General features: G+C 71.4%; 28 protein-coding genes and 1 riboswitch. Of the genes, 15 read left to right on the top strand and 13 right to left on the bottom strand.

The features are described from left to right. Genes ACGH48_RS17020 through ACGH48_RS17010 form a run of 3 tightly spaced genes read left to right on the top strand, consistent with a single transcriptional unit; the run spans position 1 to position 2935 of the window. Positions 1-981 carry an ABC transporter permease subunit gene (locus ACGH48_RS17020; protein WP_123312229.1) on the top strand — a complete coding sequence of 327 codons (981 nt, stop codon included), beginning with the start codon at positions 1-3 and terminating at the stop codon, positions 979-981. Continuing rightward, positions 978-1868, top strand: a complete 891-nt coding sequence (locus ACGH48_RS17015) for an ABC transporter permease subunit (protein WP_340196782.1) — start codon at positions 978-980, stop codon at positions 1866-1868. The genes ACGH48_RS17020 and ACGH48_RS17015 overlap by 4 nt, the downstream gene beginning before the upstream one ends. Continuing rightward, positions 1865-2935, top strand: a complete 1071-nt coding sequence (locus ACGH48_RS17010; RefSeq protein WP_396289459.1) for an ABC transporter ATP-binding protein — start codon at positions 1865-1867, stop codon at positions 2933-2935. Before ACGH48_RS17015 ends, ACGH48_RS17010 begins: the two co-directional genes overlap by 4 nt. A 164-nt stretch (positions 2936-3099) precedes the next feature. Here ACGH48_RS17010 and ACGH48_RS17005 read toward each other — a convergent pair whose 3' ends face one another. After that, positions 3100-3579, bottom strand: coding sequence for an NUDIX hydrolase (locus ACGH48_RS17005; RefSeq protein WP_396289458.1), 480 nt, complete (start codon positions 3577-3579; stop codon positions 3100-3102). 59 nt (positions 3580-3638) lie between these two features. Between ACGH48_RS17005 and nagB the strand changes: the two genes are divergently transcribed. Further along, positions 3639-4424, top strand: coding sequence for a glucosamine-6-phosphate deaminase (gene nagB, locus ACGH48_RS17000; protein WP_123311901.1), 786 nt, complete (start codon positions 3639-3641; stop codon positions 4422-4424). A gap of 9 nt (positions 4425-4433) precedes the next feature. On the opposite strand, the gene ACGH48_RS16995 is transcribed toward nagB, so the two are convergent. Continuing rightward, a complete protein-coding gene (locus ACGH48_RS16995; RefSeq protein WP_396289457.1) occupies positions 4434-5621 on the bottom strand; it encodes a MalY/PatB family protein in 1188 nt (395 codons plus the stop codon). Between the two features lie 45 nt (positions 5622-5666). Here ACGH48_RS16995 and ACGH48_RS16990 point away from each other — a divergent pair, with 45 nt between their 5' ends. Continuing rightward, complete coding sequence (locus ACGH48_RS16990) at positions 5667-5954, top strand: hypothetical protein (protein WP_396289455.1); 288 nt, start codon at positions 5667-5669, stop codon at positions 5952-5954. Here the strand turns inward: ACGH48_RS16990 and ACGH48_RS16985 are convergent. Further along, entirely contained in the window at positions 5884-6471 is a 588-nt protein-coding gene (locus ACGH48_RS16985) for a TetR/AcrR family transcriptional regulator (protein ID WP_396289454.1), read from the bottom strand. The two genes, ACGH48_RS16990 and ACGH48_RS16985, sit on opposite strands and share 71 nt — an antisense overlap. A 77-nt stretch (positions 6472-6548) precedes the next feature. On the opposite strand from ACGH48_RS16985, the gene ACGH48_RS16980 reads away from it, so the two are divergent. Then, entirely contained in the window at positions 6549-7445 is an 897-nt protein-coding gene (locus tag ACGH48_RS16980) for an SDR family NAD(P)-dependent oxidoreductase (protein ID WP_396289452.1), read from the top strand. A gap of 24 nt (positions 7446-7469) precedes the next feature. Here the strand turns inward: ACGH48_RS16980 and ACGH48_RS16975 are convergent, their stop codons facing one another. Then, positions 7470-8066, bottom strand: a complete 597-nt coding sequence (locus ACGH48_RS16975; protein WP_396289450.1) for a hypothetical protein — start codon at positions 8064-8066, stop codon at positions 7470-7472. A 294-nt stretch (positions 8067-8360) separates the two neighbouring features. Here ACGH48_RS16975 and ACGH48_RS16970 point away from each other — a divergent pair, with 294 nt between their 5' ends. Next, positions 8361-10817, top strand: a complete 2457-nt coding sequence (locus ACGH48_RS16970; RefSeq protein ID WP_396289448.1) for a GH92 family glycosyl hydrolase — start codon at positions 8361-8363, stop codon at positions 10815-10817. Positions 10818-10859: 42 nt separating this feature from the next. Here ACGH48_RS16970 and ACGH48_RS16965 read toward each other — a convergent pair whose 3' ends face one another. Continuing rightward, the gene (locus tag ACGH48_RS16965) at positions 10860-11180 is read right to left on the bottom strand and encodes a hypothetical protein (protein ID WP_396289446.1); all 321 of its coding nucleotides are present in this window, start codon (positions 11178-11180) and stop codon (positions 10860-10862) included. Positions 11181-11459: 279 nt separating this feature from the next. Between ACGH48_RS16965 and ACGH48_RS16960 the strand changes: the two genes are divergently transcribed. From ACGH48_RS16960 to ACGH48_RS16935, 6 genes are all read left to right on the top strand, one after another. Then, positions 11460-11723, top strand: coding sequence for a hypothetical protein (locus ACGH48_RS16960; RefSeq protein ID WP_248704018.1), 264 nt, complete (start codon positions 11460-11462; stop codon positions 11721-11723). A gap of 3 nt (positions 11724-11726) precedes the next feature. Beyond that, entirely contained in the window at positions 11727-12512 is a 786-nt protein-coding gene (locus tag ACGH48_RS16955; protein ID WP_396289445.1) for an ABC transporter ATP-binding protein, read from the top strand. A gap of 26 nt (positions 12513-12538) precedes the next feature. Then, complete coding sequence (locus tag ACGH48_RS16950) at positions 12539-12805, top strand: hypothetical protein (protein ID WP_396289443.1); 267 nt, start codon at positions 12539-12541, stop codon at positions 12803-12805. Further along, positions 12802-14205: a hypothetical protein gene (locus ACGH48_RS16945; protein ID WP_396289442.1), complete on the top strand. Its 1404-nt coding sequence runs from the start codon at positions 12802-12804 to the stop codon at positions 14203-14205. The genes ACGH48_RS16950 and ACGH48_RS16945 overlap by 4 nt, the downstream gene beginning before the upstream one ends. Then, positions 14202-15002, top strand: a complete 801-nt coding sequence (locus tag ACGH48_RS16940) for a hypothetical protein (RefSeq protein ID WP_396289441.1) — start codon at positions 14202-14204, stop codon at positions 15000-15002. Before ACGH48_RS16945 ends, ACGH48_RS16940 begins: the two co-directional genes overlap by 4 nt. A 207-nt stretch (positions 15003-15209) precedes the next feature. Next, entirely contained in the window at positions 15210-15512 is a 303-nt protein-coding gene (locus ACGH48_RS16935) for a hypothetical protein (protein WP_396289440.1), read from the top strand. Between the two features lie 5 nt (positions 15513-15517). Here ACGH48_RS16935 and nagA read toward each other — a convergent pair whose 3' ends face one another. The 8 genes from nagA to clpS all read right to left on the bottom strand — a co-directional run bounded on the left by nagA (position 15518) and on the right by clpS (position 21702). Then, positions 15518-16684, bottom strand: coding sequence for an N-acetylglucosamine-6-phosphate deacetylase (nagA, locus tag ACGH48_RS16930; RefSeq protein ID WP_396289438.1), 1167 nt, complete (start codon positions 16682-16684; stop codon positions 15518-15520). After that, positions 16681-17088 (bottom strand): YrdB family protein, encoded by a 408-nt coding sequence (locus tag ACGH48_RS16925; RefSeq protein WP_396289437.1) that lies wholly within the window; start codon positions 17086-17088, stop codon positions 16681-16683. Before ACGH48_RS16925 ends, nagA begins: the two co-directional genes overlap by 4 nt. 8 nt (positions 17089-17096) lie before the next feature. Then, entirely contained in the window at positions 17097-18002 is a 906-nt protein-coding gene (gene purU, locus ACGH48_RS16920; protein WP_396291136.1) for a formyltetrahydrofolate deformylase, read from the bottom strand. Positions 18003-18041: 39 nt separating this feature from the next. Next, positions 18042-19379: an MFS transporter gene (locus ACGH48_RS16915; RefSeq protein WP_396289436.1), complete on the bottom strand. Its 1338-nt coding sequence runs from the start codon at positions 19377-19379 to the stop codon at positions 18042-18044. 100 nt (positions 19380-19479) lie between these two features. Then, positions 19480-19905, bottom strand: coding sequence for a MarR family winged helix-turn-helix transcriptional regulator (locus ACGH48_RS16910; protein WP_396289434.1), 426 nt, complete (start codon positions 19903-19905; stop codon positions 19480-19482). Between the two features lie 77 nt (positions 19906-19982). Then, complete coding sequence (locus ACGH48_RS16905; protein ID WP_396289433.1) at positions 19983-20927, bottom strand: GNAT family N-acetyltransferase; 945 nt, start codon at positions 20925-20927, stop codon at positions 19983-19985. Further along, complete coding sequence (locus ACGH48_RS16900) at positions 20924-21400, bottom strand: DUF2017 family protein (RefSeq protein ID WP_396289432.1); 477 nt, start codon at positions 21398-21400, stop codon at positions 20924-20926. Before ACGH48_RS16900 ends, ACGH48_RS16905 begins: the two co-directional genes overlap by 4 nt. Then, a complete protein-coding gene (gene clpS, locus ACGH48_RS16895) occupies positions 21397-21702 on the bottom strand; it encodes an ATP-dependent Clp protease adapter ClpS (protein WP_185020990.1) in 306 nt (101 codons plus the stop codon). Before clpS ends, ACGH48_RS16900 begins: the two co-directional genes overlap by 4 nt. Before the next feature lie 37 nt (positions 21703-21739). Next, positions 21740-21825: riboswitch (ZMP/ZTP riboswitch) on the top strand. A gap of 53 nt (positions 21826-21878) precedes the next feature. On the opposite strand from clpS, the gene glyA reads away from it, so the two are divergent. Further along, entirely contained in the window at positions 21879-23183 is a 1305-nt protein-coding gene (glyA, locus tag ACGH48_RS16890) for a serine hydroxymethyltransferase (protein ID WP_396289431.1), read from the top strand. Further along, positions 23180-24112 carry a tetrahydrofolate dehydrogenase/cyclohydrolase catalytic domain-containing protein gene (locus tag ACGH48_RS16885; protein WP_396289430.1) on the top strand — a complete coding sequence of 311 codons (933 nt, stop codon included), beginning with the start codon at positions 23180-23182 and terminating at the stop codon, positions 24110-24112. Before glyA ends, ACGH48_RS16885 begins: the two co-directional genes overlap by 4 nt. Positions 24113-24294: the final 182 nt, after the last annotated feature.

Below are 24294 nucleotides of genomic sequence, written 5' to 3'. Positions count from 1 at the left end.
ATGACCACCGCATCGGCGGGCGCGCCCGCGCCATCGGCGAGCGCACCGGCGACGAGCGTGACGAGCCCCGTGCTCCCGACGTCCGCACGAGCGTCCGCCGATGCCGTCCGACGCGGCGCCGGACCCCGCGTCCGGCGCCGCGTCGGCCTGGCCTGGCTCGGTCTCACCCCGTTCGCCGCGTACGTCCTGCTCTTCCTCGCCGTCCCCGCGGTGATCGCGGTCGGCAGCGGGTTCTTCACCGACGACGGCGCGTTCACCCTCACGAACCTCGCCGCGTTCGCCGATCCGTCGGTCCTGCGGGCCTTCGGCGGCTCGTTCGGCCTGTCGGCCGTGTCCGCGGTGATCGGCGCCGTCATCGGAGCGCTCGTCTGCTGGGCGCTGTCGGCACTGCGGCCCGATGGGCTCGTCCGGTCGATGATCGACTCGGCCGCGAGCGTCCTCGCTCAGTTCGGCGGCGTCATGCTCGCCTTCGCCTTCATCGCCACGATCGGCGCGCAGGGCCTCGTCACCACGTGGCTCGTCGCCGCCTTCCACGTCGACCTCAACGCGGATGGCGCCTTCCTGTACACGGTCCCCGGACTCGTGATCCCCTACGTCTACTTCCAGGTTCCGCTGATGGTCCTCACGTTCATGCCCGCACTGGAGGGCGTCAAGACCCAGTGGGGTGAAGCCGCCGCCACCCTCGGCGCCTCGCGCGCCACGTACTGGCGCCGGATCGCCCTGCCCGTGCTCGCGCCGGCGTTCTGGGGTTCGTTGCTCCTGCTCTTCGCGAACGGGTTCTCGTCCTTCGCGACCGCCGCCGCGCTCATCTCGCAGGGCGGCATCGTGCCGCTCACGATCCGCACGCAGCTCACCAGCGAGACGCTCATCGGCCTGCAGAACGTCGCCGGGGTGCTCGCGTTCGGGATGGTCGTCGTGATGGCGGTCGTGATGGGTGCGTACGCACTGCTGCAGCGCCGGGCAGCCAGGTGGCAGCGATGAGCGGGGCGGCCCCGGTGCGTCCGGTGAGGCCGGGAGGCCCGTCCCGCGTCGGTCGCTTCGGCGCGGCCCCGTCGCGGGTCACCGCCACGGCCGTGCTGACGGTCGTCGGGATCGCCTTCGCGGTCCCGCTGGCCGCGCTGGTGCAGTTCACCTTCCGGCAGGGGACCGACGGTGGTCTGACGCTCGCGCACTGGACAGCCGTCACCGACCCGGTCAACGCGTTCACCTACCAGCCGGTGTTCGACGGGCTCCGGGCGTCGCTGCTCATCGCGGTGATCACCGTCGGCATCGTGCTGTTCGTCCTGCTGCCCTCCCAGATCATCACGGCGCTGCGCTACCCGAGGCTCCGCCGCGTCCTCGAGTTCGTCTGCATCGTGCCGATCACCGTCCCCGTCGTGGTGCTCGTCGTCGGCTTCATCCCCGTCTACCAGGTGGTCTCGCGGGTCTTCGGGTCCGACGCCTGGACGCTGGCCTTCGCGATCGGCATCATCACGCTGCCGTTCGCGTTCCGCCCGATCGCCGCCGCCATCACCGCGACGGACATGACGGTGCTGTCCGAGGCCGCCCGGTCGCTCGGGGCGTCGTGGTGGACGGTCACGTGGCGGGTGCTCCTGCCGAACCTCCGCCGGGGCATCACCGCCGCGTGCTTCCTCACCATCACGGTGGTCCTCGGGGAGTACACGCTCGCGGCGTTCCTGTCCCGCACCACCTTCCAGACCGCGCTCGTCCTCGTGCAGCAGACCGACCCGTACGTCGCCGCGATCTTCTCGGTCGCCGCGCTCGTGTTCGGGTTCGTCCTGCTCGTCCTGATCGGCCGCATCGGTTCGGGCCGTCGTGTCCGCCGTGTCCGCGCCGTCCGCAGCACCCCCGTCAAGGAGTCCGCATGACCGTCACCGCACCGGCAGCCCCGGCGTCCCTCGCCACCACCGGCGCCGTCGTCGAGCTCGAGGCCGTCGAGAAGCACTACGGCACGCACCGCGCCCTGGCCGGGCTGTCGCTCCGCGTCGAACCGGGGGAGTTCGTGTCCCTGCTCGGACCGTCCGGGTGCGGCAAGACGACGGCGCTCCGAGCACTCGCAGGCCTCGAGGCCATCGACTCCGGCGCCATCCGCATCGACGGTCAGGACGTCGCCGCCACGCCGGTGAACAAGCGGGACATCGGCATGGTGTTCCAGCAGTACTCGCTGTTCCCGCACATGACGGTGCGGCAGAACGTGGCGTTCGGCCTCGAGATGCGCCGCGTCCCCGCCGCCGAGCGCAGGAGCCGCGTGGTCGAGGCGCTCGACATGGTCCGCCTCGGCGACTTCGCCGAGCGGTACCCGCACCAGCTGTCCGGCGGCCAGCAGCAGCGCGTCGCCCTCGCACGGGCCCTGGTCACGCGGCCCCGGGTCCTCCTGCTCGACGAGCCGCTGTCCGCCCTCGACGCGAAGGTCCGGGTCTCGCTGCGCGACGAGATCCGCCGGATCCAGAGCGACCTCGGCATCACCACCGTGTTCGTCACCCACGACCAAGAGGAAGCGCTCGCCGTGTCCGACCGCATCGCCGTGATGAACGCCGGTGACATCGAACAGGTCGGCACGCCCGAGGAGCTCTACCGCTCCCCGTCGTCGGCGTTCACGGCGGACTTCGTCGGCCAGTCGAACCGGCTGCAGGGCGACCTGCGCGGCGGCGACGTGTTCGTGTACGGGTTCCGCGTGCCGGCACTCGATGCCTCGGTCCCGGACGGGCCGGTGCTCGCCTACGTCCGACCGGAGGACGTCGCCTTCGCCCCGGAGGGGATCACCGGCACCGTCGTCTCGTCGAGCTTCCTCGGGTCGATCCGCCGCACCACCGTCCGCCTCGACGACGACACCGTCGTGACCGTGCAGCACGAGGTCGGCGACCGTCGCGCCGCGGGCGAGCCCGTCGCCGTTCGGCTGCTCGGCGCACCCGTGGCGGTCGCCCCGCTCGCGTAGTCGCGAAAGCGACAGTCCTCACCGGGCCAGGCGCGTCCCCTCCGCGAAGGCGACAGTTCCCCGCGGAACGTCGGCGGCACACTGTCGCTTTCGCGGGGTGGGCGCGACCACGGCGGACGGGAGGCGCGGGGCGGGGCTGTCCCGCGCCTCCCGTCCGGTGGGGGTCAGCGCTGGAAGCGCGCCTCGCGCTCGTCGGACAGGGCGGCCGCGACGCGGGCCCGCATGTTCGCGGGCATGTCGGGCAGGTCGTCGAGCCGTGCCCAGAACGCCTCGGTGTTCTCGCCGTCCGCAGGGTTCGGGGTGCCCGAGACGTACCGGCAGACGAACACGAGGTCGAGGTACTGCGCCCGGTCGCCGTTCGCGTACGTCATCTCCGGCAGCACCTGCACCCACGCCAGTCGTTCGGCGACGGCGACGACGTCGGCCTCCTCGAGGACCTCGCGCTCGGCGGCGACGGCCGGTTCCTCACCCGGGTCGACGATGCCGGTCACCGGGGTGAAGGCGCCGTTGTCGGCACGACGGACCACGAGCAGTTCCTGGTCGTCACCGGAACCACGCGTGACCACGGCGGTGACGCCCGTCAGCCACAGCGGATCGGTGCCGATCCTCGAGCGGAGGGACAGGACGAAGTCGGGGGTGGGCATGCGCCCACGCTACCGATCCCGCCCTGTCGGAGACTGGTCATGACCAGTAGCATGGGGGCGTGGAGATCATCATCCTGCCCACGCCGGCTGAGGTCGGTCGCGTCGCCGCGGCCAAGATCGCGTCCGTCGTCGCCAAGAAGCCGTCCGCCGTCATCGGTCTCGCCACCGGATCCAGCCCGCAGGGCATCTACACCGACCTGCAGCGTCGGGTCGGTGCCGGCGAGATCTCGTTCGCCGAGGCTCGCGGGTTCGCCCTCGACGAGTACGTCGGCATCCCGCTCGAGCACCCGGAGTCGTACGCCAGTGTCATCGCGCGCGACGTCGTGGCACCGCTCGGGTTCGACCCCTCGCGGGTGCGGGTGCCGGACGGTCGTGCCGACGACCTGGAGTTCGCGGCGAAGGAGTACGACGCCGCGATCCGAGCTGCCGGCGGGATCGACGTGCAGATCCTCGGCATCGGCGCGAACGGGCACATCGGGTTCAACGAGCCGACGTCGTCCTTCGCCTCGCGCACCCGGATCAAGACCCTGGCACCCTCGACCCGTGACGCCAACGCGCGGTTCTTCGACTCGCCCGAGCAGGTCCCGACGCACTGCATGACGCAGGGACTCGGCACCATCCTCGAGGCCCAGCAGCTCGTCCTCGTCGCGCAGGGCTCCGCCAAGGCCGACGCCATCGCCGCCGCGGTCGAGGGGCCGCTCAGCTCGTTCGTCCCCGGTTCGGCCCTGCAGCTGCACGAGCACGCGACGGTCGTCGTCGACGAGGAAGCCGCTGCCGGCCTGCAGCTCGCCGACTACTACCGCTACACGTACGCGAACAAGCCGGCGTGGCAGGTGTTCGAGTAGAACCGACGATCAGCCGTCTGCGCGCTGCCGGAACGCGGTGTGCAGGCGGCTGAGACCGTCGTCCAGGGTCTCGGCCGAGCACCCGAAGTTCAGCCGCGCGAACCCCTGACCCTGGCGTCCGAACGCCGGGCCCGAGGCCAGCGCGACCTTCGCCTCGTCGACCAGCAGCGCTGCGGGGTCGTCGCCCCACGGCAGGGCGCGCAGGTCCAGCCACGCCAGGTAGGACGCCTGCGGCTGCCGGTACTCGGCACCGGGCAGGACGTCACCGATCCGCTCGGCCAGGGTGCGACGGTTGGCGGCGAGCTCGGTGAGCAGTGACGCGAGCCACGGCTCTCCCTCGCTGAACGCGGCGACGCTCGCGGTGTAGCCGAGGATGCCGGTGCGCTCGACCACCTCGGTCGGCAGGGCGTCGAACCACGCACGGGCCCGCTCCGAGGCGCCGACGATCAGCGCGCACTTCGTCCCCGCGAGGTTCCAGGCCTTGCTCGCACTCGTCAACGAGACGCCGAGCGCGGCTGCTTCGGGGCAGGACTCCAGGAACGGCGTGAAGACCGCGTCGGCGTGCACGAGCGGCGCGTGGATCTCGTCCGAGACGACGACGGCGTCCCACTCGGCGGCCAGCTTCGCGAGCGCGGCGAGCGACGCGCGGTCGTGCACCAGCCCGAGGGGGTTGTGCGGGTTGCAGAGCAGCACCGTGCGGGCCCCGTCGGCGAACGCCTGCGCGAGGCCGTCCAGGTCCATCCGCCAGCCGGCGGTGGTGTCGAACGGGTCGGCGGGGCCGTCGGGTGCGAGCAACGGGACCTCGGTCACGGTGCCGCCGGCCTCGGACACGTACTCCCAGAACGGCGGGTACACGGGCGGCATGATGACGACCTGGTCGCCGGGCTCGATGATCCGGCGCAGCATCTCCACCGCGGCGACCGACACGTCGGTGGTGGTGCGGACGAGGTCGGGGTCGACCCGCCAGGCCCATCGGCTCTCGGCGAAGTCCGCGAAGGCCTCGGGCAGCGCCCGACCGTGGCCGACGTACCCGGTGTCGCCGTTGGTGACCGCGGCGACGAGGGCCTCACGCACGGGCTCCGCGAGCATCGAGTCCATCTCGGCGACGAACATCGGCAGGACGTCCGGCGGGTACGCGGTGTACTTCTCGCTCGTACGGCTGCGGTGCGCATCGAACACGGAGACCATGACGCTCATGCGCCCATCCTGACAGTGCCCGCCGCCGCACGGCAGGATGAACCCGTGGAACACCGCTCGCGCACCGTGCTCCGGGCCGTCCGTGACGCGGTGCTGGTGGTCGTCGGCAGTGTCGCGATCGGCCTGGTGATCGTGATCGCCGGACTGGGGTGGCTCGACGACATGCCCTACCGGGGGTCCTCGACCGAAGCGGCCTACATCGCGGTCGCGGTGGCGGCGGTCGCCGTCTGCGGGTTCGGGGCGCTGGTCGGCCTCGCCGCGATCAGGGTGTCGGTCGGCTCGTCGGACGGAGCCCGGCGAGCAGGATCTCGACGTAGCGCTCCGGATCGCTGACCCGGGTGCCGCCGGCGACGGCGGCCTCACGCAGCCCGCACAGCAGTCGGCGGAGGTCGTCGGCGTCGATGTCGGTCCGGACGATCCCCTCGGTGCGTCCCCGCGCGAGCAGCGCGTCGACGGACACCACCAGGTCGCCGGCGAGGGCAGCGGTGTCCGCGCAGGAGAACCCACCGTTCGTCAGCAGGTCGCCGAGGGCTGCGTCGTCCACCATGCTCCGGAACGCGGCGGTGACGACCCCGCGGAGCGCATCGGCCGCGTCCGGCAGCACGACGGCGTCGCGGACCTGGTCGAGCATGTCCTCGAGCGCGTCGATCGCGAGCGCTTCGAGCAGGTGCTGCTGGCTCGGGAAGTGCCGGTAGGCGGTCCCGACCCCCACTCCGGCCTCGTGCGCGACGGCATTGAGCAGGGCGGGTTCTCCCCGGTCGACGAAGGTGCGGGCGACGTCGAGCAGCGCCGTCCGGTTGCGCTGGGCATCGGAGCGCAGCGCCTCGGGTCGGGCCATCGCGATCGTCATGTGGACACTCTATCCGGTTGTGCTAGCGTTCCGGATGAATCATCCGATTCGGTAGGACGAACGAGCAGGAGACGACCATGGACACCTTCGAGTGGGAACCGTCCGCGATGCCCGACCAGCGCGGCCGGACCGTGGTGGTCACCGGCGCGACCGGCGGGCTCGGCCTCGTCGTCGCCACGACCCTCGCCTCGGCCGGCGCCCGCGTCGTCGCCGGGGTGCGCGACCTCGACAAGGCGGCTCGCGTCCTCCCCGCGGGTCTCGACCTGGAGGCGCGGCTCGTCGACACATCCTCCGTCGCGTCCGTCACGGCGTTCGCCCGGCAGCTCGCTGCGGACGGCATCGTCGTGGATGCCCTCGTCAACAACGCCGGTGCGACACTCGGCACCTTCGGTCGCACGGACGAAGGAATCGAGCGCACCTGGGCGACGAACGTCGTCGGACCGGCCGTACTCGCCGAGGCGATGCTCCCGATGCTCGGCGGGCCGTCGCCCCGCATCGTGCTCGTCGGCTCGAACCTGTCGCAGCGCACCCGCCGCGTACCCGGTCCCGGCGGGGTGGACGGTCCGGACGACTACTCGCAGTTCGGTGTGTACACCGACTCGAAGACGGCGGCGACGGCGCTCGCGGTCGACCTCGGTGAGCGGCTCCGCGCGGCCGGCTCGGACGTCCGCTCGGTCATCGCACACCCCGGCATCGCGGCGACGGGGATGAACGACCAGGCGGAGACCCTGGCGCAGCGCCTCGGCGGCATGGTCGCACGCAGCCTGGCCCGGACCGCTGCGGACGGCGCTCGTTCGACCCTCTGGGCAGCCACCGCCGCGGAAGTCACCGAGGGGGTGTTCGTCGGACCGGCACTCCGTCGTGGTGACCGGCGGCTGCACGTCGTGCCCGTCCGCGGGACCGCCGCCGACCCGGTGTTCCGGCAGCGGGTCCGCACCTTCGTCGACGAGGTCGCCGCGCGCGCCGGAGCCTGACCCGGCGTGCTCCGGCCGGCCAGGTCAGTCGTGGACCCGGGCGAAGGGGTGCAGGACGAGCACCGCCGGGGGCACTGGGCCGTCCGCCGTCGGCGTGAGGACCAACCCGTCCAGGGAGACCGTCCAGCGGACGCGGAAGACGCGCCCATCGGACTCGATCGTCAGGACCGCACCGCGCGCGCTGAACATCATCTCCTCGATGCTGGTCGGGTCCACCCCCGTGCCGCCGAGCACGGTGAGACGCGATCCGTGGAAGACGAGCACACGCCATTCGGGTGCCTCGCTGAGGCCGCTCCGGTTCCGCGGCGGTGTCGCACGACCTGAGGGGGCGAAGCCGAGGTCCTGGCGCGAGAGCTCCGTGCGCCAGGCGCCCTCGAGGACGTCCGCTCCGGGGCCGCGCGGCCGCGCGGGGTCTGCCGGGGCGGGGCGTGGCTCGGCGGACGAGCCCGACGATGTGGGCGGGACCGTCGACGCCGCCGTCGGCGGTCCGACGCCGGAGGACTCCGGCGTCGCGGGCGTGTCCTCGGTCGCTGGCATGGTGCAGCCGCTGGTCGCCGCCACCACGATGATGAGCATCGCGGTCGTGTCGAGCGCGTGCGATGTGACGAGCGCGTGGTTCATGGCCGGTCCTTGGTGGAGCCGAGCGGCCGACGCGGATCACCGTGATCGGGTCGGGTGGCGAGGACTGCGGCCGGCAGGCGTGTGCAGCCGCGAGTGAGCGAGTTCGAGGCAGGCCACGAACCCGTGCGGGGCCGACCCGTCCCGACGTCAGCGGGTCCGGGCCGGACGCCGCGAACACTACGCCCTGGCCGGGACGTCCACCAGCATCCACTGCAGACCGGTCGAGGTGAACAGCAGGAGAGGGGCCGGTGACCGATCGCGCGTCCCCCGTCCGAGGGGGCTAGCGTCGCCGACGTGAACCGTTCTCGCGTGCACCGTCGCCCGCTCGTCCGCCCGCTCCCGCTCGCCGCGGTGGCCACGATCGCCGCGCTGCTCGGGACGGGGGTCGTCGCCGCGCCGGCCGTCGCCTCGCCGTCAGGGCAGGCGACGCACGCGGGGAGGACTGTCTCCGACCCGGCTCGGTACGTCGACCCGTTCATCGGCACCAGCGGCGACGGCAACACCTGGCCCGGTGCCACCGCCCCGTTCGGCATGCTCCAGTGGAGCCCCACCGGCACCGCAGGCGACCAGACCTCGACCCCGGTCGCGAACGGCTACTCGTACGACGTGAACCGGCTGCGCGGCTTCAGCCTGACGCACCTCAACGGCGCCGGCTGCGCACCGGGAGCCGCGGGTGACGTGCCGATCATGCCCGTCACGACCCCGGTCACGACGTCGCCGTCGGCCGACTCCACCGACGCGGTCTACGCCGCCGGCTACTCGCACGACGACGAGTCCGCGAGTCCGGGTCGCTACGGGGTCGCGCTCGACAACGGCGTCCGCACCGACCTCGCCGTCACCACCCGTGCCGGGATCGGTGAGTTCGCGTTCCCCGCCGGGAAGGCCGCGAACCTGCTCTTCCGCACCTCGAACTCGATCAACGGCAGTGAGGCCGCGACCACCCGCGTCGACCCCCGCACCCGCACGGTGAGCGGCAGCGTCCTGACCGGCGGCTTCTGCAGCCGCCGGGCGAACGGCGGCGGCGCCACCAACCCCGACCGCCGCAGCTACTACCGGCTGTTCTTCACGGCCACCTTCGACAAGGCGTTCACGAGCACCGGCACCTGGCAGGACGGCACGGTCCGACCGGGAGGCACGTCCTCCTCCGGTGGGGAGGGCTACCTGACCGGCGCCGACCGTGCCGGACGCGGCTCCGGCGCGTGGGTCGGGTTCGACGCGCGTCGCGGTGCGACGGTGCACGCGAAGATCGGCATCTCGTACGTGAGCGCGGCAGGCGCTGTCGCGAACCGCGACGGGGAGGTGACCCCGCGCTCGACCGTCGCGAGCGTGGCGGCCGGCACACGGGCCTCCTGGAACCGCGAACTGTCGCGTCTGCGCGTCGGAGGCGGCACCGCGGACCGGACCACCCAGCTGTACACGTCCGTGTACCACGCGCTCATGCAGCCGAACACGCTGAACGACCGTGACGGTCGGTACTTGGGGCCGGACCAGCGGGTGCACCGCATGGACCGGGGACACCGGGCCGTCTACGGCACGTACTCCGGGTGGGACCAGTACCGGGCGCAGATCCAACTGCTCGCACTGCTGCGGCCGGACGTCGCCGGCGACATGGCGCAGTCGATGCTGCGGTTCGCCCAGCAGAACGGCGGGGTGTGGGACCGCTGGCTCCACCTCGGGGCACCGACGCACGTGATGACGGGGGACCCCTCGGCTGCGACCCTCGCCACCTGGTACGCGATGGGGGTCCGGAACTTCGACGTGCGAGCCGCCTACGCGTCGCTGAAGCACCAGGCGACCGTCGAGAACGCCGACGCCGAGAGCGACATCGGGTGCCCGGGCCAGTGCCTGGCGCAACGCCCCGCGCTCGACGAGTACCTGCAGCGCCAGTACGCCGCCAACGACGACTGCTCGTGCTGGGGCGGCGCTGCCGAGACGCTCGAGGACTCGATCTCCGACAGTGCGCTCGGGTACTGGGCGGGTTCCCTCGGGCTGCGCTCGGACGCCCGGATGTTCGCGGAGCGCGGGGCCTACTGGAAGAACACCTTCAACGCGGCCGTCGGCTACCAGGCTGCACGGCAGGCCGATGGATCGTGGACGCCCGACTGGTCGCCCTCGACCGGCACCGGGTTCGCGCAGGGCACGAGTGCGCAGTACACCTGGCTCGTGCCGCAGGACGTGCAGGGGCTGTCGACGGCCTTGGGTGGCGACGACGCGGCGGTCGCGCGACTCGACGCGTTCTTCCACGACAGCACTGGTGCGTTCGCGGTGACCGGCGGCGACGCCACGAAGTTCGACCCGACGAACGAGCCCGACATCCACACGCCGTGGATGTACAACGCGCTCGGGAAGCCGTGGAAGACGCAGGAGACCGTGCGTCGGGTCGTCGACGACGCGTACTCGACGGGGCCGAGCGGGCTGCCGGGCAACGACGACCTGGGCACGATGAGCGCCTGGTACGTCTTCGCGTCGATCGGGTTGTTCCCGCAGACGCCGGGGCGGGCGGAGATGCTCATCGGGAGCCCCACGTTCAGCACGGTCGACATCCGGCGGTCGAGCGGGAAGCGGATCGTCGTCCGGTCCTCCGGCACGGCGCCGTACGTGCACGGTGCGCGGTTGAACGGGCGGACCTTCGAGAAGTCGTGGGTGCCGGCGTCCTTCGTCACCCGGGGTGGCGCGCTGTCGCTCCGGGTCGGGGACACCGCGGACACGTCGTGGGCGACCGGGCAGCAAGGGCGCCCGATCGACCGCTGAGTCGGGCCGGACACGTCGGGGTCTCGCCCTCTGGTGGTGCGGTCAGCGGCTGGGTCTGCGCCGCACGGTACCGAGCGGCCGTGCGGTCTCCGTGCGCCGACGCTTCCGTCGAGCGCGGCGGAGGTCGAACGGCAGTCCGACGGCCACGAGGGCGAGTCCGACCGCTCCGATCCTGATCCCGCTCCGCACCTGTCGCTCCAGGGCGCCGCGAGCATCAGCTCCTGCGAGCGCGACCGTCCAGTGGTGGTCCGGATCGTAGAGCACCTCGATGCGGCGCCCACGCTCGTAGACATCGGGATCGCGCGTGGAGTACCGACGCAGCGAAGCCGTGAACACGTCGCCGTCGACGGTCTGCTCGGTCACCGGCCAGTACTCGTCCCAGGAGCCGCCCCGGTATCCGCTGTGGTGCTTCGTGCCTGACCTCGACGACGCCCGCTTGCGCCGTTCGGCCGCGCTGCTGGAGGTCGGTGTTCTGCCGGAGCCGCTGGTACCGGGATGACGTTCCTCCGTCGCTACACTCCCGGGTCGCAGCAGCGGCTTTTGGTATTCACAATGCGTACATCACCGTTGACATTCTGGAACATCCGGTCCTACGCTTCCCGGACACCCATCCGGGTGAACTGAATGAGCAAGGAGATACCAATGACGGATTTGCTTCTCGAGGCGCCGGTACGGGCGTCAGTCACGGCAGAACTGATGCGTGACCGCGTCGTGCAGCGGGTGGCATCCAGTTCCAACCCTGTCCTCGTCATCGTCGTTGCGGCAGCGATCGTGCTCGGTCTGGGTTTCATCGCGTACTTGACCGCGGTCTGCATCGGCAACGGCTACCGCGGGTTCGGCGGCGTCGTCAACGTCAACTGGAACGGCGCGATCAACGCGACCGTCAAGTTCTACTGCACGAGGTAAGTCATGCCGAAGCCGGAGCTCGCGCTGTGTGCGCGTTCGTGCACGAAGCAGTACGCCGGCGACGTCGGGATCTCCGGGGTCGACCTCCAGGTCGACCCCGGAGAGCTCGCCGCGCTTCTCGGACCGAACGGAAGCGGGAAATCCACGTTCATCCACGGGCTGGTCGGGTTGCACGGCTTCGATGCGGGAACGGTCACCATCGCCGGTCATCCCCACGAGAGCGTGCATGCAAAACAGTGCCTCGGCTTCGTCCCCGACGAGCTGCCCATCCCGCTGTCCCTGACCGGGAACGAGTTCCTCCGCCACACGGCCCGTCTCCGACGAGGCACCCCGTCGGAGCTCGGGGTGGAGATGGTTGACGCGCTCGGCCTCGAACCCCACTTGTACAAGTTCATCGCAGACATGTCTCACGGGACGAAGAAGAAGCTGCAGCTCGTCGCCGCGGCAGCGCATGCGCCCGCCCTGCTGATCATGGATGAGCCCTTCCGTGGACTCGACCCTCATGCCGTCAGGACGATCCGAGCGATCGTCGACGCCCTTCGTTCCACCGGCACCGCTGTGCTCGTTGCGACCCACGACATCCTCGCCGCCGAACACTGGTTCGACCGCGTGGTCATCCTGCACGAGGGCACCCGCATCGCAGACGGGCCGCCGCAGGACATCATCGCCCGCGGCGGAGCCCGCGACCTCGAGGACTTCTTCCTCTCTGCAACACGGATGTCCGTACAAGATCGCAGCCCCGACCGCTTCCGTTCCGTCATCGTCTCCGAAAGGAATCGCACAGCATGACTGTCCTCCGGACCGTTCTCGCCGTCGTGGGCGCCGCGATCAGCGCCGCGGTCATCATCCTGCTCAGCGCCATGGTCGCCACCATGCTCGCGGTGAGCACCGGCGCATCCGTCACTGTCCCGGGCATGGTGGAAGCAACCGCGGGCTCAGGCGCGGATCTCGCTACGACGCAGCTGCGATCGGGTGCACCGATCTGGCTCATCGGGATCACGATCGTCCTGGCTACCGCGATCCTGTTGCTGCAGCATCGACACGACCGGAACAGCCGCCACACAAAGCCCTCCGGGTCGTGATCCGGGACGCTGTCCAGGTCGCCCAGCTGATCGGAGGGATCTGGTTTGGAGACCTGTCCCGGAGCGTCACCGGGTCCCGGCCGCGCTCACGAGTGCTGCTCGTGGTCGTCGGCGTCATGGTGGTCACGTGGGTGGCGTTCGCCATCGCCACGGCCCGCGGGGGCATCGTCGGAATCCCCCCACGTGTTCAGCTGCAGCTCCTCGGAGAGCTCATCAGCGGTACCTCGATGGCCGCCGGATGCGCCGCGAGCATGTTGCTCGTGCTCACCCCGTCCGGCAAGGAACTCGACGCGATGCTGTGCTCGCTTCCGATCCGACGCGGGAGCTCGCTACTGGGTCGTACCGCACCACCGATGTTGGTGGCCGCCGTCGCAGCGCCGATCGTCATGGCGCCTGTCTTGGCCTCCAGCGTGCGGTTGGTCGGACCCGACGTTCTCGGATCGATCGTCGCGGGCACTGCATGTGGCTCCCTCGCCGGCGCCGCCGTCGTCACTGTCCTCATCCGCGCGCTCGAGATCGCGATGAACCGCACCGGGCTCCCGCAACCCGTCATCACCAGCATCGCTGCGGGCACTGCGCTCGGCACTGCAGCGCTCGCCTACGCCAGCTTCTCCCGAAGCGAGTGGATCAGCTCCCTTCCTGGTCGTCTCAACGGCCAAGCGTGGTCAGCAGTTGCCCTCGCCACGATCGTGTTCGCTGCGGCTGCCACCACCCTCGTGCTCGTCGTCCGCTACAGTCCCGCCGAACCCACAGCGACGCTGGTGCGATGGCTCCGGAGCAGTCGGTCCGCCGGCTCGGTCTCGATCGACCTCCTGCAGACCAGTCGGAATCCGCTGCTGGTCTCGACCCTGACGCTGATGGGGATCGCGGCTACTGCCGCAGCTCTCGTCACCCCGTCGGAGTCTCCTGCGTGGCCCTCGGTGATGTTGGTCCTGGTCGTCACCGTGCCCGCATCGACCACCCTCATCGCGTACGGAACGAACCGGCGAACGCTCTGGATCCGGTCGGCGATCCGCACGCCTGTCCAGAGCCGCTACGGCGGCGTCAAACTCCTCGTCTGCACGCTGCTCAGCGCGACCGCGCTCGGCGTCGTCGCTCTCTTCGGTACCGTGCTGGGACACGCCGCGACTACCCCGTGGGGATTCGCGCTCCCTGCCGCACTCGTCGCAACCACGGCGAGCTTGCTCGCCGGAGTGCACTTCCCCGCTGACCTCGAGATGCCCGGCGCCCCCGTCGTGGCGTTCCTGGAAGCCGCCGCCCTCACCGCAGTACCGTGCTTCGTCGCGACGAAGTTGCCGGAGCCAGCACCGACGCTGGTCATGGTGGGTTCGGCGCTCCTCTACGCTGCCCTCGTCCCGACCTCGATCAGCACACGGCGACGACGAAGCATCACCGCATGAGCCAGATCCGCTTGATCATCCACCCGCACGTCCACGTCAACCGTTCAGGCCAGAACTTCACCATCTCCGACCAAGCGACGGTCACCCACACCGTGCATTCCGTCGTCCCGTGGCCGCCTCTGCCCTGTGGATACCCCGCCGACGTCACCGCGTACTTGCTCGCGAACGGACTCGCACGTGCACCACTGCGGACCCGCCGGCACGTCATCGATGCGCTCGAGGACGCCACCCCGACGGAGCGCCGGGTCATCCACCGCTGGGGTGGAAGTCGGCGCTTCTCAGCTCCCCTGGGCCGCATCACCGTCGTTCCCGCCACGTTGCACGCGATCACCCACGGCTGGGGGGTCGCGGCCGCCGTGATCAGCACCGTTCTGACGATCACCTTGATCAGCATCGGGGCCGATGTCGCCCTGATCGCCGACATCGCCTTGGCGCCGTTCCTCCTGCTCGTCGTCCTCGCCGTGCACGAAGCCGCCCACTGGCTCACTGCACGAAGTCGCCTCGGCCCGTCAGCGGGAGCTCTGCTGATCAGCTGGCGGACGTGCGCGCTCGTCTACGGATCGACCACTCCGCGCAACAAGCGCATCATCGCCATTGCAGGTCCCGCGGCCGGGTGCGCCGCTGCCCTCCTCTGCGCCCTACTCGCCCTCGGCCCCGCGACAACGGCGACGGCAGCGATCCTCCTCGTGATCAACGTCCTTGGAATCACCCCTCTCACCGCAGATGGGCGCGATGCGCTCACGCCGTGCGACTCTCGTAGCGATCCAAGCGCCGACCCTGCCGGAAGTGGCTCCTGAATGTTGCATCCCGGCGGTGACTGCCGTGGCGGGGGCGCGGCAGGACACCCCGAGCGGCCCCGAGCCAGTGAAGCGGCGACACCACGTGGGCGGGCGGGCGGGGTCCGGTTGCCCGGTCGACCGCTGATCGCGGCTTGACCCCTGGCCCACCGACCTGCCCCGACCGACCGGCAGGCCCTACGATCGACCCGACGGAGAGGGACCACGATGACCGAACTCGCCGACTGGGAGACCGAGGGCGCCAAGGCCCGACCAGCGTCGCCGGACGAGCGGAACCGGGTACCAGCACCGGCCGCGCTCCGCGCCACGACCTGGATCGGCGTGCTGTTGCTCGTCGCTGCGGCGTTCGTGTTCGTGGGTGCGTCGTACCTCGGCGTCCGCGAGGACGAGACCGAGGCGCACGCCCTCGCCCGACTCGTGATCGTCGTCGTCATCGGGGTCGCCGTCGCCGTGGTCGGCGCGGTCGCCCTGCTGCTCCGGCTCGTCGCAGGAGCACTCGCCCGGCGGTGACCGGGTCAGCGCAGCTCGCGCCCGCCGCCCCACACGCGCTGCACCTCGAGCGTCGGTGACAGCGCCACGAGGTCGGCCGCATAGCCCGGTGCCAGTCGCCCCAGCCGGTCGCCGAGCCCCATCGCCGCAGCCGGCACGCTCGTCAGGGCCGCGACGGCCTCGGGCAGCGTCCGTCCGGCGAGCGAGACCGCGTTCCGCAACGCCACGTCCTGCGTCAGGGTCGACCCCGCGATGGTGTCCGTCCCGGCGACGTGCGCGACGCCGTCCGTCACGGTGACGTCGAGCGACCCGAGCCGGTAGGACCCGTCCGCCGCGCCAGCAGCACCCATCGCATCGGTGATGAGCGCCACCCGGCCCGGGGCTGCACGGAGCAGGGTGTCCGCGACGACCGGGTGCACGTGCACGGCGTCGAGGATGAGCTCGAGCGTCACGCGGTCGTCGGCCACGGCGGCACCGATCGGCCCCGGTGCACGGTGGTGCAGCCCCGGCATCGCGTTGAAGGCATGGGTCAGCAGCGTCGCACCGGCGTCGAACGCGGCACGGGCCTGGTCGTACGTGCCGACGGTGTGCCCGACGGCGACGGTGACCCCGGCGGCGACGAACCGCCGGACGGCGTCGAGCGCGCCGGGGAGTTCCGGAGCGATGGTGACCTGGCGGATGACGCCCTCGCCGGCTTCGAGCAGTGCCTCGACCGCTGCCGGCGAGGGGTCGATGAGGAACGACTCGTTGTGGGCGCCCTTGTTGTGCGGGGACAGGAACGGCCCCTCCAGGTGCGCACCGAGCACGAGTGGGTCCGCGGCCATCACGGAACGGATCCGCGCGAGCGAGTCCGCGAGCGCGGGGACCGGGTTGGCGACGAGCGACAGGACCGAGCGGGTCGTGCCGTGCGCACGGTGCACGGCCAGCGACCCGGCGAAGGAGTCGTCCTCGTACGACTCGGTCGCCCCGCCGTGCCCGTGCAGGTCGATGAACCCGGGCGTCAGGACCGCATCGCCGAGGTCGACGACCCGGTCCGCCGTGGGGGCTTCGGGGCCGGAGCCGACCGCGTGCACCACGTCACCGGTGAGCAGGACCCAGCCGTCCGCCGTGGAGCCGGCCACGTCGACGACGTGGGATGCGCGCACCAGGGTGCGCTGGGCCTCCCGGCCGGTCTGGAGGCCCGTGGCGGTCATGCGGTTTCCCTGCGGAACGCGATCACGCCGCTCAGGGCGGCGAGCACGATGAAGACGATGCCCACGATCGGCAGGCCGATGGAGATCCAGGTCGCGCCTGCGGCGATGACCAGGGCGACCTCGACGATCGTCTTGCCGACGATGTCGGTCTCGATCGGCGAGGCCGGCGAGCGGAAGAAGTACCAGACGACCGCCGCGAACAGCGGGGCACCGACCATGAACAGGTAGCCGGGCAGGGGGAGCTGCCACGACCAGTACCCCCAGAAGGCCAGGGAGAGCAGGCCGAACGTGCAGACCAGGATGCGGAGCACGCGCCAGGCGTCGAACGGTCGTCGCTGCTTGCCGGCGGGGGCGGGCGCGGGGACCGCTTCCCAGTCGACGGGGGACTGCGGGGCGTTCGTCATGGTGCTGCCTACTTGAAGATGATGGTGCGGGCGCCGTCGAGCAGGACACGGTCCTCGGCGATCCAGCGCACTGCCTGGGTGAGGGTGCGGGACTCCTCGTCCTGGCCGATGGAGACCAGCTCGGCGGGGTCCTTCGTGTGGTCGACACGGACGACGTTCTGCTCGATGATCGGGCCCTCGTCCAGGTCGCTCGTGACGAAGTGGGCCGTCGCGCCGATGAGCTTCACACCGCGTGCGTGGGCCTGGCGGTAGGGGTTCGCGCCCTTGAAGCCGGGCAGGAACGAGTGGTGGATGTTGACCGCTCGGCCCTGGAGTGCGGCGCAGAGCTCCGGCGACAGGATCTGCATGTAGCGGGCGAGGACGACGAGTTCGATGTCGTCCTCCTCGACCGCTTCCAGCACACGGCGCTCCATGGCCGCCTTGCTGTCCGCGTCGGTGACGGGCCGGTGCTCGAACGGCACCGAGTAGAACGACGCGAGCTCGGACAGGTCCGGGTGGTTGGACAGGACGAGGGGGACCTCGATCGGCAGCTGCCCGCCGCGCTGGCGGTAGAGCAGGTCGTTGAGGCAGTGGCCGGCCTTCGACACCAGCACGAGGGTGCGCAGGGGGCGACCGACGACGTCGAGCTGGACGCGGGCGTCGTAGCGGGCGGCGACGGGGGCGAGGGCAGCCTCGAAGGTCGCGCGGTCGACGGGGGCCATGACCTGCAGGCGCATGAAGAACGTGTTCGTGTCGACGCTCGAGAACTGCTGCGACTCGGTGATGTTGCCGTCCGCGGCGACGACCGCTCCGGAGACGGCGTGCACGATCCCGGGCTGGTCGTCGCAGACGAGCGTCAGGGTCCAGTGCGTGGGGGTCGGGTCGGTCACCGGATCAGGGTACCGGGCGCGGCGAGCGCGGTGCTTCGTGAGCAGAAATGGTCGAGTGCCGTCACGCGACTCGACCATTTCTGCTCACGAAGCGGGCGTGGCGGCGGCCGTGCGGAGGCGGCGGTCGGCCAGGGTCAGGACCGTGAGGAGCACCGCGACGCCGAGGACCACCCAGGCCAGCAGGTGCAGGTCGGGCGTCGTCGGCGCCTGACCGAACACGCCACCGATGAGCGACGACGCCGCGATCGCCCCGATGTACACCGCCGTGCGGGACAGCCCGGCCGCGGTGCCGATGGAGGACGCGGGCACGAGCCGGTACAGCGCCGCCTGGTTCGACACCGACGCCAGGGCCTGCGGGACGCCGAACAGTGCCGGCGCCAGGGCGAGCAGCACGACCGGCGATCCGGTGTGCAGGAAGAGCAGGAGCGCCCCGCCGACGATCGGCACGACGGCCGCGACGATCAGCGGCCCGCGCACGGCGGTCTTCCGCGCGACGACGAACGACGCGATCCCGGCCACGATCGCGGCGGGCAGCTGGATGTACCCGGCGACGTCGCTCGAGTACCCGGCGACGTCCTGCACCCACTGCGAGAACCCGTAGGTCATCGTGTAGGCGAGCAGGTAGGTCAGGAACAGCCGCACGTAGGTGCGGGACAGCGCGCCGTTCCGCGCGAGCATCCGGACGTCGACGAACGGCCGGACCGCCCGCAGCTCCCAGAGCACCAGGGCGACGAGCAGCACGATCGCAACCGCGAGCAGCCACCACAGCCGGGCGGACAGGTCGAGCAGGAACACGAGCAGCGCGGAGACGGTGCCCGTCATGAGCAGCATGCCGAACGGGTCGAGTGCCTGGAGGACGGGCAGGGCCTCGTCGTCACGCGGACGGAGGCGGTCGGACGGCAGCCACATCGACGCGACGACGATGCCGAACGCCGCGAGGGGCACGTTCACCAGGAAGATCGCGTGCCAGCCGAACGCCGCGATCAACGCGCCGCCGAGGGGCGGCCCCGCCGCCGCGGACACGAGCGAGGTGATCGACAGCGCTCCGAGCACGAGTGGGGGCGTCGGCTTCCCGATCCGCGCCGAGTGCTGCCGCAGGGTGGTGAGTGCCGCCGGGTACGCGGACGAGGTCCCGATGCCGATGAGCACGCGGGCGAACACCGCGCCGCCGAAGCCGGTCAGGAACTCGGGCACGACACCGGCGACGCCGACGATCACGAGCCCGGTCAGGAACACCTTCTTCGGGCCGAAGCGGTCGGCGAGCTTGCCCATCGTCGGCTGCGCGATCGCACTCGCCAGGTACAGGGCCGCGACGAGCCAGATCGCCTGCGCCGCACCGATCCCGAGGTCGCGGGAGATCGGCGTGAGGGCGACGGACACCATCGTGGTGTTGATCGGGTTGAGCAGCGGCCCGACGAGCACCGGGATGAGGAGCTTCGGGCCGAAGCCGCTGGCGGTACTGCCCGGGGCGACGACGGGGGTGGGAGTGGTCGAGGTGAACGTGGGAGTGCTTCTTCCGGGGTCAGCGTTCGGTGAGCGGCGTGAGGATCGCGATCGCTCGGGCGACGGTGTCGCGGTCGGCGTCGGGCAGCGCGGCGAGCCGATCGGTCAGGACGCGGGTGCGGGTGGTCCAGGCGTCCTCGCGGGCGCGGGCCCCCTGGTCGGTCGCGCGGACGAGCGCGCGGCGGCCGTCGGCGGGGTCTGGACGCCGTTCGACGAGGCCGAGGTCCTCGAGCGCCTGGACGGTCGCGCCCATCGACTGCGGCCGGACGCCCTCGGCGCGGGCGAGCTCGGCGACCGTGGTCTCGCCGTACCGGAGCAGGCGTCCGAGCGCGGCCGTCTGGGACGCCGTGACGTCGTCGGCCTTGCCGGTCAGCAGCGTGCGCCGGATCCGGCCGTACAGCGTCAGCAGGTCACCGGCGAGCACGGTCGGATCGGGTGATTCCATACCGGCACGGTACTACTTCGACAGCGGAACTTGCAAGGCTCCCTTGTGAGTTCCGGGCGCGCTGCGTCGGACCGGGCTCAGCGCTCGAACACGATCCGGCGCTTCGTCACCACGAAACCGGCCCGTTCGAACGCCCGGCGCATCGGGGTGTTCGCCGCGTCCGTCGTGCCGACCACCTTCGGCTCGCCGGCCTCGGCGTGCACGCGCAGTCCCTCGGCGAGCAGGCCGTCGACCACACCGCGGCCACGGTGCTGCGGCAGCACCCCGATGAAGCTGATCGCCGCGTCGTACGCCGTCCGCGTCGCCAGGACGAACCCGACCACCGGGCCGTCGGGATCGAGCGCGATCCGCCAGCCGTCGCGCGACCCCGGCAGCGAGCGGTAGAACTCGAGGTCGTCGGCGGCAGCGCCCCGCGGGCCGAGTTCGTCCACCGATGCCATTGTGTGGGCGTCGAGGCTCCCCACCGCGACGCGGGCGAAGAGGTCCGCGAACTCGTCGTCGTCACCGGCGCGGAACCGCAGTTCCGGTGTCTGCGACGGCATCGGCACCGGAGCCCCCGCCCGTTCCGGCGTCCACGCCACACTCACCCGCTCCGTCGACCGTCCGAGTCCCGCCGACCGAGCGGCCGCCGTGCGCCACGACACCGCGGCGACGGCTGCGGGATCGTCGTGCCAGTCCACCGCGACGTCGACGATCCACTCCGGGACCACCCCGAACGCAGCGGTCCCCGCCGTGATCAGCCCGGCGGCGATCGTCACACGGTCGTCGTCCGTCACGTCGGGAGCCACCAGCAGGTCGTCGAGGGTCGACGGCGCCGCGGCGTCCGTGCCGCCCCACCAGAGTGCCCGCGCCACCGGACGGCCGTCGCGCACGGCCAGCCACGACCACTCCGGGCGGTAGTTGTCCGTGCCGGACTCGGCGCGGTACCGGTCCGGACCGATCCACGCGACCGGTTCCGACGTCGAGAACGCGAGCAGGGCCTCCCGGTCGTCCTCGGCGGCAGCGCGGAAGGCGACCGTCACCGCGGGTCGGTCATCGTCGTGATCAGGTGCTCCTGCACGTACCCGAGCCAGTCGTAGACGTCGCGCAGGCCGACGCCCGCGTCGGCCTCGACCGAACGCTCCTCGTCGTCGGCGTCGACGATCCCGAGACGGTCGGCGATCGTCAGCCGCAGGTCGGTCAGGGTGCGGAGCCAGGCCTGCTCGTCCTCGGGGGCGAGGGCGCCGTCGCGGGTGCCCGTCAGCCACTCGTGCACGGTCGTCGCGTTCGTGGTCTTCTGCGCCAGCAGGTCGGACTGCGTGTACCTCCGGAACTCCGCACTGGCGTCGTCGTCGTCCGGGTAGGCGTCCGGGAACATCCGCTCGGTGACCGGGTCCACCGACAGATCGCCGTCGAGCACCTGGCGCAGCTGCTCGGTCAGGGACGTGAGCAGCCCGCGCTCGCCGGAGGACATGCCGAGGTGGACGCCGTCGGAGCGGCGGACGAAGGGGATCACGCTTCGGGGGCCTTGTCGACGGTCGCCTGCAGGCCGTAGCCGTGCATCGACTGGACGTGGGCCTCCATCGCCTCGCGCGGCCCCGTCGCCACGATGGCCCGCCCCTCGGTGTCCACCTGGTGCATGAGCCGCTCCGCCTGCTCGCGTCCGAAGCCGAAGTGCCGCTGGAAGACGTAGGTGACGTAGGACATCAGGTTCACCGGGTCGTCCCACACGACGGTGACCCACGGGGTGTCCGCGCGGGCACTGGTGCGTTCGTCCGGGGTGGTCCGTTCGTCCACGTCGGGCGAGGTCAGCGTCATGCATCCAGGGTGACACAGGGCGGGCGGCTCGGTACGATCGTGAGGTCGCGACTGGCGTTGGATGGGTCACCATCGGGGAGCGACACCTGACACGGTGCGCGGCCGTACGCCTGGGCTGCACCGACCGATCGTCCGTGCGCGACCCACCGGTCGTCGCCAACCCACGTAGGAGAACCGTGTCCATCACCGATCTGTCCGCCGTCGACGGCTCCGTCGACACCGACCGCGCAGCCTTCAACGCGCCGCTCACCGAGGTCGACCCCGAGATCGCCGCCGTCCTGCAGCAGGAGCTCGGCCGTCAGCGCGACACCCTCGAGATGATCGCGTCCGAGAACTTCGTGCCGCGCGCCGTGCTCGAGTCCCAGGGCTCCGTCCTCACCAACAAGTACGCCGAGGGCTACCCCGGCAAGCGCTACTACGGCGGCTGCGAGTACGTCGACGTCGCCGAGCAGCTCGCCATCGACCGTGCCAAGGCGCTCTTCGGGGCGTCCTACGCGAACGTCCAGCCGCACTCGGGCGCCACGGCCAACGCCGCGGTCCTGCACGCGATCGCCAGCGCCGGCGACACGATCCTCGGCCTCGAGCTCGCGCACGGCGGTCACCTGACCCACGGCATGAAGCTCAACTTCTCCGGCCGCATCTACAACGCCGTGGCGTACGGCGTCGACCCCGAGACGTTCGAGGTCGACTACGACGACATCCGCGCGAAGGCCATCGAGCACCAGCCGAAGGTCCTCATCGCCGGCTGGTCCGCCTACCCGCGTCAGCTCGACTTCGCGAAGTTCCGCGAGATCGCGGACGAGGTCGGCGCGAAGCTCTGGGTCGACATGGCGCACTTCGCCGGCCTCGTCGCCGCCGGTCTGCACCCGTCCCCGGTCCCGCACGCCCACGTCGTCTCGTCGACGGTGCACAAGACCCTCGGCGGCCCCCGCTCGGGCATCATCCTGTCCAACGACGAGACGCTGTTCAAGAAGCTGAACTCCGCGGTCTTCCCGGGCCAGCAGGGCGGCCCGCTCATGCACGTGATCGCCGCCAAGGCCACCGCGTTCCTGCTCGCCGGCACCCCCGAGTTCAAGGCCCGCCAAGAGCGCACCATCCGCGGCGCCCGCTTGCTCGCGGATCGGCTCACGCAGCCGGACGCCCGCGCGGCCGGCATCGACGTCCTCACCGGTGGCACCGACGTGCACCTGGTGCTCGTCGACCTGCGCACGTCCGAGGTCGACGGCAAGCAGGCCGAAGACCTGCTGCACGAGGTCGGCATCACCGTGAACCGCAACTCCGTGCCGTTCGACCCGCGTCCGCCGATGGTCACCTCGGGTGTCCGCATCGGCACGTCGGCGCTCGCCACGCGTGGCTTCGGCGACGCCGAGTTCACCGAGGTCGCGGACATCATCGCGCTGACCCTCATGCCGAACCCGGACATCGCAGCGCTCTCGGCCCGGGTGAAGACCCTGACCGACGCGTTCCCCCTCTACGCGTGAGCGACGCCCTGACCTCCCTGCCCGTCGAACGATGGGCGGGGGAGGGCACTGCCGTCCGCATCGACGGCACCGCCCTCGCCGCCCGGACCCTCGAGGAACTGCGGGTCCGCATCGACCGGCTGCACGAGCACGGCATCCGTCCGGGGCTCGGCACGATCCTGGTCGGGTCGAACCCCGGTTCGATGTCGTACGTCGCAGGCAAGCACCGTGACTCGGCGCAGATCGGGCTCGACTCGCACCGCATCGACCTGCCGTCGTCCGCGAGCGCTGCGGACATCCGAGCGGCGATCCTGCAGATGAACGACGACCCCCGGGTCACCGCGTTCATCGTGCAGCTGCCGCTGCCGGAGGGCATCGACCCGACGCCGATGCTCGAGCTGATGGACCCGTCGAAGGACGCCGACGGCCTGCACCCGACGAACCTCGGTGAGCTCGTGCTCGCCGTGCCCGGTGGTGCCGGCACGATCGACGCGCCCCTGCCCTGCACGCCGCGGGGCATCGTCGCGATGCTCGAGGCGTACGACATCCCGATCCGGGGCGCGCACGTCACGATCATCGGGCAGGGGCTGACGGTCGGCCGGCCGCTCGGTCTGCTGCTCACCCGCCTCGAGGCCACCGCCACCCTGACCCACTCCCTGACGGCCGACGTCGCCGCGGAGTGCCGTCGCGCCGACATCGTCGTCGCGGCCGCCGGGGTCGCCGGGCTCGTCAAGCCGGACTGGGTGCAGCCCGGTGCGGCCGTCATCGACGTGGGCATCACCCGCGTGGTGAACGACGAGACGGGGAAGGCCAAGCTGCACGGCGACGTCGACCCCGCCGTCGCGTCCGTCGCGGGCTTCATGTCGCCGGTGCCCGGCGGCGTCGGCCCGATGACCCGCGCGATGCTCATGAAGAACGTGGTCGAGGCCGCGGAGCGCCACCTGAAGTAGGGCGCGGGTCGCGCCGGGCCGCGCTCTGTGCCGCGGTCTGTGCCGCGGTCTGTGCCGCAGAAGCGACAGATTCCCGCGAACTGTTCGCGGGAATCTGTCGCTTTGGCGGGGCGGTCGCGTCCACGGGCGGCCGGGAGGCACGGCTCGCCCCCGCCCCGCGCGTACTGGGGACGGGTGCGGAG

It is taken from the genome of Curtobacterium pomorum (assembly GCF_044497295.1).
Taxonomy (GTDB): domain Bacteria; phylum Actinomycetota; class Actinomycetes; order Actinomycetales; family Microbacteriaceae; genus Curtobacterium.
The sequence above is the reverse complement of the archived record's forward strand: the minus strand, read 5'-3'. Positions and strand labels throughout refer to the sequence as shown.

Coding starts and splice junctions, on each gene's coding strand:
- ACGH48_RS17020 (WP_123312229.1), top strand. CDS start 1: ATGACCACCGCATCGGCGGGCGCGCCCGCGCCATCGGCGAGCGCACCG.
- ACGH48_RS17015 (WP_340196782.1), top strand. CDS start 978: ATGAGCGGGGCGGCCCCGGTGCGTCCGGTGAGGCCGGGAGGCCCGTCC.
- ACGH48_RS17010 (WP_396289459.1), top strand. CDS start 1,865: ATGACCGTCACCGCACCGGCAGCCCCGGCGTCCCTCGCCACCACCGGC.
- ACGH48_RS17005 (WP_396289458.1), bottom strand. CDS start 3,579: ATGCCCACCCCCGACTTCGTCCTGTCCCTCCGCTCGAGGATCGGCACC.
- ACGH48_RS16995 (WP_396289457.1), bottom strand. CDS start 5,621: ATGAGCGTCATGGTCTCCGTGTTCGATGCGCACCGCAGCCGTACGAGC.
- ACGH48_RS16985 (WP_396289454.1), bottom strand. CDS start 6,471: ATGACGATCGCGATGGCCCGACCCGAGGCGCTGCGCTCCGATGCCCAG.
- ACGH48_RS16980 (WP_396289452.1), top strand. CDS start 6,549: ATGGACACCTTCGAGTGGGAACCGTCCGCGATGCCCGACCAGCGCGGC.
- ACGH48_RS16975 (WP_396289450.1), bottom strand. CDS start 8,066: ATGAACCACGCGCTCGTCACATCGCACGCGCTCGACACGACCGCGATG.
- ACGH48_RS16960 (WP_248704018.1), top strand. CDS start 11,460: ATGACGGATTTGCTTCTCGAGGCGCCGGTACGGGCGTCAGTCACGGCA.
- ACGH48_RS16955 (WP_396289445.1), top strand. CDS start 11,727: ATGCCGAAGCCGGAGCTCGCGCTGTGTGCGCGTTCGTGCACGAAGCAG.
- ACGH48_RS16940 (WP_396289441.1), top strand. CDS start 14,202: ATGAGCCAGATCCGCTTGATCATCCACCCGCACGTCCACGTCAACCGT.
- ACGH48_RS16935 (WP_396289440.1), top strand. CDS start 15,210: ATGACCGAACTCGCCGACTGGGAGACCGAGGGCGCCAAGGCCCGACCA.
- nagA (WP_396289438.1), bottom strand. CDS start 16,684: ATGACCGCCACGGGCCTCCAGACCGGCCGGGAGGCCCAGCGCACCCTG.
- ACGH48_RS16925 (WP_396289437.1), bottom strand. CDS start 17,088: ATGACGAACGCCCCGCAGTCCCCCGTCGACTGGGAAGCGGTCCCCGCG.
- ACGH48_RS16910 (WP_396289434.1), bottom strand. CDS start 19,905: ATGGAATCACCCGATCCGACCGTGCTCGCCGGTGACCTGCTGACGCTG.
- clpS (WP_185020990.1), bottom strand. CDS start 21,702: ATGACGCTGACCTCGCCCGACGTGGACGAACGGACCACCCCGGACGAA.